The organism is Candidatus Margulisiibacteriota bacterium (genome assembly GCA_003242895.1).
Lineage (GTDB): Bacteria > Margulisbacteria > Riflemargulisbacteria > GWF2-39-127 > GWF2-39-127 > GWF2-39-127.
On sequence record QKMY01000049.1, the window covers coordinates 21833 to 30512 of the forward strand.

Here is an 8680-nt window from a genome sequence, read left to right on the forward strand (position 1 = left end):
TACAATATAAATTACTCGCTAGCAGAAAGGGTTTTCTCGTGAAATATATTATTTTACTTGGCGATGGTATGGCTGACGAACTCGTAAATGAGCTTGGAAACAAAACTCCGCTTGAAGTAGCTGTGACTCCAAACATGGATTACCTTGCACAACAAGGCATTTCCGGTATGGTAAGAACAGTGCCGCTCGGCTGCAAGCCGGGAAGCGATGTAGCGAACCTCTCTATACTTGGCTACGATGTCAAAACATCATATACCGGAAGAGCGCCACTTGAAGCTGCCAGTGCAGGAATAGAGCTCGGGCCGGACGATGTTGCCTATCGCTGCAACCTTGTTACCATGGATAACGATATCATGGAAGATTATTCTGCCGGGCATATCAGTACCGAAGAAGCAACCGAACTCATTGAGAGCCTGAATGAACAGTTAGGAACATCGTCAATTCATTTTTATACTGGAATCAGCTATCGACATTTATTGGTGATTAACCATGGGCCTACGGATATTGAGACCACTGCGCCACATGACCTCACCGGGGAAGTCGCTACCGGAGACGGGCCTGAAGGTCCGGGAAGCGAGATCTTGGTCGAATTAATGGAGAAATCTGCCAAGATTTTCCATGACCATCCAGTCAATAAAAAAAGAATCCAAGAAGGAAAAAAACCGGCAACTATCATTTGGTTATGGGGACAAGGAAAAAATCTGCGTCTCGAAAATTTTAGCAATAAATATGGAAAAACAGGGGCAATTATAACTGCGGTTGACCTCTTAAAAGGCATAGGAAAATTAATTGGGTTCGATACTCCTGAGGTTCCAGGCGCAACAGGGTATCTTGATACGAATTACGAACAAAAAGTAGCCTACGCCGCCAAAGAACTTGAATCGAAGGACCTCGTCTATGTTCACATAGAAGCTCCGGACGAAGCAGGCCATCAAGGTACGGTTAACCTCAAAATAAAAGCAATAGAAGACTTTGACAAACACGTCGTCGGCCCGATGATTGAGATAGCAAAGCAGTATAGCAACTTCAAGATCTTACTCCTTCCTGATCACGGAACTCCTGTAAAAACGAAAACCCATTCGCCCCATCCTGTACCCTTTACAATCTATTCCTCCGAAGCCACACAGAGCGATGCAATAAAAGCATTTAATGAAATAGAAATAGTTAGAAGTACGTTAAAGATTGAAAATCCAGAAGAATTAATGGATCTGCTATTTAGCTAAGGACAGGGAAGTCTCTAATCTCTTTTCCCATTCGGTTAACGGCTGAGGATAATCCTCTCGATAATGGGCTCCCCGGCTTTCTGTTCTTTCAAGGGCAAAAGACACGATAAGCAATGCAACCTGAAGCATGTTCTGGACCTCACAAGTCATATAGTCCAAAGAACTAAAGTTAAACACCGAAGTCCATTCTAAAAGATCTTTTTTAGCTTTCGCTAAGCCATTTTCATTTCGAATAATTCCTATGTTTTTCCACATAATTGACTTAATCTGCCCCTTCATCACGAGAAGATCTTCCGGAGTAACTTTTTTAGTACTGATCCTTGGTTTGTACACAATAGGGATCAGTCGCCTGTTTTTGATATACTCAAGTAACGATAAAGCAGCCCTATGTCCGAAAACAAGCCCATCGAGCAATGAGTTAGAGGCCAATCGATTTGCCCCGTGAACCCCTACAGAAGAAACTTCTCCGGCAGCATAGAGTCCGGAAACACTCGTCGCGCCATTCACATCAGTCTTTATGCCGCCCATTGCGTAATGTGCAGCAGGCGCAACAGGAATCGGTTGTTGAGTAATATCAAAACCTTGCTCCAGACATCGTTTATAAATATTCGGAAACCGTCGCGGAATATTTTCTTTGATCGGGCGAAAGTCCAGCAACACATAATCACACTCTGTTTTAGCCATCTCATTAACAATAGCTTTTGCAACGATATCTCTAGGAGCCAATTCTGCCAGAGGATGATAGCCAGGCATGAAGCGAACGCCGTTTTTGTTGAAAAGATAGGCGCCTTCACCTCGTACAGCCTCAGAAATCAAAAATAAACTAACCGGTTTTCTATCCCCGGTAACCAATGTTGTAGGATGAAACTGAACAAACTCCATATCACAGATACTAACACCAGCGCGAAACCCCATAGCGATACCATCCCCGGTAGCAAGCGCGGGATTTGTGTTTTTCAGATAAATTTGCCCGAGCCCGCCAGTTGTAATGACAGTAGCTTTTGATTTAACAACAAAAATCTCACTGGTATCAACATGTATCCCGATAGCTCCACAACATACATTATCTTCAATTACTAAATCTTTAATAAATAATTTTTCGATAATTTTAATGTTTTTTTCTTTCAGGATATTCTGACCTAAGGTTCTTTCAATCTCAAGACCTGTCGTGTCGCCAGCGTGCAATATCCGTCTTTTTCCATGAGCACCCTCTTTCGTCAAAGAATATTCATCAAATTCTTTGTCAAAATTGGCGCCAAGAGTGATCAATTCACTGACTCTGGCTAAAGCATCATGCACGAGAACATTGACCGCTTCGGATAAGCACAATCCGGCCCCGGCATTCATCGTATCTTGATAGTGAAAAAAAGGCTTGTCATCATCATCAAAGGCAACAGCAATGCCGCCCTGAGCCAAACCGGTATTGGTTTCGTTTAGCTTTCCTTTGGTACACAGGATTACGTTAGCTTCATCAGCCACTTTTAACGCTACAGTAAGTCCAGCGATACCTGTCCCGATAACCAAAACATCACATGACAACTCTTGCATAATTATCCTTGGGGGAATGGTGGTATAAACACAGTATATACCTGCTTAAAAAATATTATATAGAAATGCCTCCATCCCGACAAGTTATAATTATATTTTGATGTCGCGTTAAATAATTGTATAATGTAAATATCAGATATAATTTATAATACTTTTAGTTATAGTAAGTTTTCGAAAAAATAAAACTTTCTTGCCTTGGAATTAATATTGCGTATTTTGTTTAAAAAAAGTTATACTGTAATATTATGAATGAAGATTATTTTAAATTTTGTGCAATCCTCCCTTTAAGGACATACAAATGACATATAAAGTATTAGTAATAGACGATTCCAGGTTTGCCCGAAAAACAATTGCTTCGATTATCAACAAAGACCCGCTCTTTGAAGTAGTCGGAATAGCAACAGACGGTCAGGACGCGCTCAACAAGCTAAAGGTCATCACACCCGACATCATTACCCTCGACCTTGAAATGCCCATTATGGATGGGATAACTGCACTCCCGGAAATTGTCAAAAAGTGCCAGGTCCCGATCCTTATCGTAAGCTCATTAAGCAAAGAAGGTGCAGACATAACCATCAACGCCTTATCATTAGGCGCTGCGGATTTCATTACCAAACCTTCAGGCTCAGCGCTTGAGGTACCGGTAATTGAAAAAGAGCTCATGAAAAAATTGAAAGCCTTGGTAAACTTGAAAACAAAAGGCGATATTTCGGATAAGTTCTGTTTCCCCAGGGATATTAAAATAAAAAAAGACTATTATCCGGTTATTGAGCACACATCAAAAATTGTTCTCTTTGGGATTTCTACCGGCGGTCCATCTTCGCTGGCAAGAATTATCCCCAAATTGTCACTGAATTTGGATGCAACCTTTCTGATCGTTCAGCACATGCCGGAACATTTTACAAAATCTTTTGCTGAAAGATTAGATTCGATCTCGGAACTTTCAGTCAAAGAGGTTGAAGATGGGGATGTTCTGCGTAAAGGTGCAATCTTAATCGCTAGAGGTGGCAGCCACTTAACCCTGGAACAATCAAAAAACGGTATCATAGCTCGATTAAATAATGACGACAAAATGAACGGGCACAAACCATCCGTCGATAAAATGTACTTTTCCGCTGCCAAACTAAATGTCCCCAATAAAATTATTTCGATAATTATGACCGGAATGGGTAGTGACGGAGCAGAGGGTACTGCGGCTATTCATACAAAAGGTGGGATCACCATCGCCCAAAACGAGGAAACCTGCATAGTCTACGGCATGCCCAAAGCTGCCGTTTCAAAAGGTGTGATAGACCACGTTGCGGCACTGGATGATATTCCTATCCTCTTATCGAAGATTATTCAAGAGTCTTGAAAGGAACATTACGTTGAAGAACCTGTATTCATCGAAAATACTTATAGTGGATGATAATCCACAAAATATTGAGCTCCTCGAAGCTCACCTTACTATAACCGGCTATAATACAATTTCTTGCAATAATGGAGCAGATGCCATAATTTTAGCAGAAAAAGAGCAGCCTGACCTCCTGATATTAGATGTCATGATGCCAAAAATGGATGGATTTGAAGTCTGCAAACGGCTAAAAGCTTCGCCAAAGACAAAACTTATTCCAATTATTATGCTTACCGCGCTTAAAGATATTGATAATAAAATAAAAGGAATGGAAGCTGGCGCCGAAGAGTTTTTATCAAAACCCTTTAACAAACTAGAGCTACTGACCAAAGTCAAATCCCTCTTAAAAATTAAATTCCTCCATGAAGATCTGGAAAACAGCAACAACGAACTGACAATAGCCCTCAATAATTCAAAACAGCTCGAGCATCTTAAAAATGATCTCATTCACATGCTCGTACATGATCTCAAAAACCCTCTTCACGGAATTAGCCTGAGTTTATCATTGGTCCTGGAAGAACAGGTTGGCCCGCTTTTTGCGGAACAAAAAGAGTTCATCCGCGATGCAAAAATGGGAGCTGAAAGTCTCCTGAGAATGGTAAACGACCTTCTCGACGTGACAAAAATGGAAGAAAGCAAAATGAAGCTTGTGTATGAAGAATTTGACATAAATGAGCTATCGGCAACGGTCTTAAAAAACCTCGAAATTGTAGCATTAGAAAATAATCTCACAGTAAGTCTCGTAAGTCTCGAGCCACGACTACTCAACGCAGATAAGAACATCGTCGAAAGAATCCTCAACAATCTCATCAGCAATGCGATTAAACACTCCTATAGCCATCAAAAAGTAGAAATAATGACCTATACCGAAAACAACAGCATAGTGACCGCAATCAAAGATAGCGGAGAAGGAATTCCCAAAGAATTCCACGATAAAGTCTTCGAAAAATTCGGGCATGTCGACTCTAAAAAAATGGGTTATAAATTTGATACCGGATTAGGACTAACATTCTGCAAAATGGCGATAGAAGCTCATGGAGGCAAGATCTGGCTTGAAAGCGAGCCAGGAAAAGGCAGCACGTTTTATTTCTCCATGCCCCAGAATACTTCTTGCTAAAAATCTGCAACGAATTCTTATTATCTCCGATATATTAACAGGAGGGAATACACATGTATAACAAAATTATGGCAACTCTTACTATGAGAAAAATTAAAAAACCATTTAACCCTGAAGAATTATTAAATAGTCTTCGCAATGCTAATAGCTCAAACAAAGAATTACAAAACACTGAAACCAAATAACGTGATATTCAATTAATCTCTTACCTAAAACAAAAATTCCAAATGGCTAACATTATTTATGTCTAATCTTGTCTTACCCTCAGGATAAGAAAACAACAGTGGTTCCGGCTTCTTCGAATGAGTGAGAATATACTCTGAATTATCCCTGGCAATCAGCAAGTTCAAATAATTCGCATGGATATTTTCCTGATAATGCCGAAGCTCTTCTCTGCCTATATCTCCACGAACTATCGCTTCTCTCTTACAAGCGAACAGACATAGGTCTTTATCTTTTTTATAAGGGAGCCAATCAGGAAAATAGCGTGGTTTTTCTTGTAGCAGATAGTCAAAAGCAAGTACATTAATCAAAAATTCTTTGTTCACAAATCGTTTATAATTAATGAAATCATACAAATAAGTAAACAGATTTCTGAGGCCAAACGAGCTTTCTACAGGAATAGCTTCAGCAAAGTACCGAGCAAAATCTTTACAAAAAGTAAACGGATCAGAATAGCAAGTCGAAATAAGATACTTCCAGATATGGGTAAATTTTCGCGAATTATAATAGCGGTCAAGGATATTCTCAACCTCTTTGAGAAAGTTAAGCTCAGCAAAAGAGATATATCGGCTCTGATATATCTCATATGGCGGTTTATCCGAAAATACCATCTGATGCTCTGTTTGTTCGGGCAACAAGGTTCCAGACAGTTTCTTCAAAAACCCTAACTGAAAATGGTGTGGCTCAAAGCCTAACACGAAATTGAACGACCGGATGAAATCTTCCAGGGTTTCATAGGGAAGCCCGGCGATCAGATCGAGATGGACATGGACATTATGTAATGCAATTATTTTTTTTATATTTTTCTCTAGCTTTTTGAGATCTACAGAGCGCTGAATGCTTATGAGCGTTTTTTCATATATCGACTGAATACCAATCTCTACCTGAACAAGATCTTTGGGCAAAGAACGTAGCGTCTCAATAAACGCATCGGAAATAATATCAGCTACCACCTCTATATGAAAAATCGTATTCCCGTTGAATTCTTCATGAAGCGTTTTCACCAAGTCAAGAATACTGATAGCTCTCGATTCAGGGAAATTAAAGGTCCGATCTACAAGTTTAACGGTTTTAATTCCCGAACGGATAAATAAAGAAAAATCTTCTTTAATATTCTCTAATGAATAATAACGGGCCCCTTTCATGGCAGAAGAAAGACAGTAGGTACAGTGAAAAGGACACCCTCTCGATGTTTCATAGTAGAGTAATCTATTCTTATAATTATCGATATTCTGTTTATTATAAGGGCTTTTTAACAAGTTAAGATTTCCGGTAAATGCCTGATGAATATCTTGTCCGGGATCAGTGGCAATATAGCCGGGAAGAGGCCGGTTTCGCAAAAGGCACTCGATAAACACAGAGAAAGCACAATCACCTTCTCCCCGAAAAACGAAATCTACAGAAGCATTCGAGATAACGCTTTTATAATTATAATCTGCTTCAGGGCCTCCCAAAACTATCTTTGCCTGAGGAAGGAGCTTCTTGAGGTCCGCCGAAAGTGCGAGTATAAGTTCTATATTCCAGATATAGGTTGAAAAGGCAAGAACATCAGGGTGATACCCGGTAATCGTCTTAATAATATGGAGAAAATGATCTTTGAGCGAAAACTCAAGGTGATCAATCGCCGCTTCACTCTCAAAGTTAGCAAGAATAGTAAGGTTCGCCAGATTAGAATGTACATATTTCGAATTAATCGATACCAGGAGAACGTTCACTGTGTGACCTGCGTTATGGCAACGTACGCCTGTATCTGCTGCCAGTATAATGCCCGGACCTCAGACAATACAACCTGATATTCGACTGTTTGAAAGTCGGGATAAGTCCAGGGAAGGGCCCTCCAGCCTTTCTTAGAATAAATCAATGTATCTTTTACCACTGTAATCTCTTCTTTTTCTTCGTTAATGATGACGCCAACCACTAACTTTTCTTTTTTGAAAGGCTCTATCTTACCCATTTTTTTAACCCCGGCAAACTTTAATACATAAACCACATACGGCTAAGGTCTCAAAATCGTTGACCTGTGATACTGGAGAGGACGCGCATGATACCCTTCCGCCTCAATAAGGCGAGAGCTCTAATAGATGATTAATCACGGAAAAAAAGCTATTCTAAACTGATCCCCGTATATCACATATTCCTATTTTAGGGCAATATTACATACTTGAGAAGCCCTCCGCTCTAGAGTATAATCAGTTTAACTTTTCTTCTTAGAAGAAAAATTGCACGATAAAGGGAAGAAATCATTCAGCAAGGTCATATATGCCAAAAAAAATATTAATAGCTGCTGCACTAAAAATAGAAATAGCCCCTTTTTGTAAGCATCTGAATGCAAAACTCGTCAGTTCAAACAAAAACCTTACCGTGTATCAAAGCACACTTGAGAACATCTGCGTAACAATTGCAAACTTCGGAGTCGGGAATGCATTCAACAAAAACCTCAAACAATTCGATATGCAAAGTATTGATGCAGCCTTTCTCATCGGTATGGCCGGAGGCTTAAAAACACAGCAAAAAATCGGAGATATTGCCTTTCCGGAAAACATTATTTCCGTAACCACAAAAAACCTCAGCGAAGTGAAACATCCCAGTGAAAACTTCCTCTACAAGCTCAAAACGATACGACCTGCCGGCAACATCCTTTGTACAAACAAAATCATCAATAATGCAGAAAAAAAAGCCCTTGCACCCGATGTGGATTTCGTTGACATGGAAAGCTACCACTTCTGCAATAATTGCGTCACCAGAGACATTCCATTCCTCGTTATCAAAGCTCTCTCGGATAACTTAACCACCCAATTTCCTAAACTGGAATTTTTGATAGGAAATCCGTTTAAAAAAGATTTCTGGAAGAGTTTTTTCTATTTTTTGAAAAATCCCAGAGAACTATTCTGGTTATGGAAAATGTACAAAAATATGGACAAAGCCGTGAATGCTAACTACAAGTCTGTTCTCGCAGTTATTCAAGAACTGTTCGCTAAATAATCTCTCATCGGCCGGTTATTATTCCTTATCTAACTCTTAAATCGATTAAGCGGATAATTTCCAATAAAAGCTCTTTTATTGATTTGGAAAACCGGTGTAATATCCTAAAATAAAGCAACTAAAACGTCCTGCATTTTCTCAAGATAACCCAACCTGAAAAGATACTTTCCATAATTAAAACAACCTAATGGATAA

Annotated in this window: 7 protein-coding genes; 4 read left to right on the forward strand and 3 right to left on the reverse strand. The window is 39.7% G+C overall.

The features are described from left to right. The first annotated feature begins 38 nt into the window (after positions 1-38). The gene (locus tag DKM50_07950) at positions 39-1223 is read left to right on the forward strand and encodes a cofactor-independent phosphoglycerate mutase (protein PZM79691.1); all 1185 of its coding nucleotides are present in this window, start codon (positions 39-41) and stop codon (positions 1221-1223) included. Here DKM50_07950 and nadB read toward each other — a convergent pair. Beyond that, a complete protein-coding gene (nadB, locus tag DKM50_07955) occupies positions 1212-2771 on the reverse strand; it encodes an L-aspartate oxidase (GenBank protein PZM79692.1) in 1560 nt (519 codons plus the stop codon). The two genes, DKM50_07950 and nadB, sit on opposite strands and share 12 nt — an antisense overlap. A gap of 298 nt (positions 2772-3069) precedes the next feature. Between nadB and DKM50_07960 the strand changes: the two genes are divergently transcribed. Beyond that, positions 3070-4125, forward strand: a complete 1056-nt coding sequence (locus tag DKM50_07960; protein PZM79693.1) for a chemotaxis response regulator protein-glutamate methylesterase — start codon at positions 3070-3072, stop codon at positions 4123-4125. Then, on the forward strand, positions 4082-5281 hold the full coding sequence (locus DKM50_07965) for a hypothetical protein (GenBank protein PZM79694.1): 1200 nt from the start codon (positions 4082-4084) through the stop codon (positions 5279-5281). The genes DKM50_07960 and DKM50_07965 overlap by 44 nt, the downstream gene beginning before the upstream one ends. A gap of 209 nt (positions 5282-5490) precedes the next feature. Here DKM50_07965 and DKM50_07970 read toward each other — a convergent pair whose 3' ends face one another. Beyond that, on the reverse strand, positions 5491-7218 hold the full coding sequence (locus tag DKM50_07970) for a hypothetical protein (GenBank protein ID PZM79695.1): 1728 nt from the start codon (positions 7216-7218) through the stop codon (positions 5491-5493). Next, a complete protein-coding gene (locus tag DKM50_07975; GenBank protein PZM79696.1) occupies positions 7215-7457 on the reverse strand; it encodes a hypothetical protein in 243 nt (80 codons plus the stop codon). The genes DKM50_07970 and DKM50_07975 overlap by 4 nt, the downstream gene beginning before the upstream one ends. 305 nt (positions 7458-7762) lie before the next feature. Between DKM50_07975 and DKM50_07980 the strand changes: the two genes are divergently transcribed. Then, positions 7763-8485, forward strand: coding sequence for a hypothetical protein (locus DKM50_07980; protein ID PZM79697.1), 723 nt, complete (start codon positions 7763-7765; stop codon positions 8483-8485). Positions 8486-8680: the final 195 nt, after the last annotated feature.

Coding starts and splice junctions, on each gene's coding strand:
- nadB (PZM79692.1), bottom strand. CDS start 2,771: ATGCAAGAGTTGTCATGTGATGTTTTGGTTATCGGGACAGGTATCGCT.
- DKM50_07980 (PZM79697.1), top strand. CDS start 7,763: ATGCCAAAAAAAATATTAATAGCTGCTGCACTAAAAATAGAAATAGCC.
- DKM50_07965 (PZM79694.1), top strand. CDS start 4,082: ATGATATTCCTATCCTCTTATCGAAGATTATTCAAGAGTCTTGAAAGG.
- DKM50_07975 (PZM79696.1), bottom strand. CDS start 7,457: ATGGGTAAGATAGAGCCTTTCAAAAAAGAAAAGTTAGTGGTTGGCGTC.
- DKM50_07960 (PZM79693.1), top strand. CDS start 3,070: ATGACATATAAAGTATTAGTAATAGACGATTCCAGGTTTGCCCGAAAA.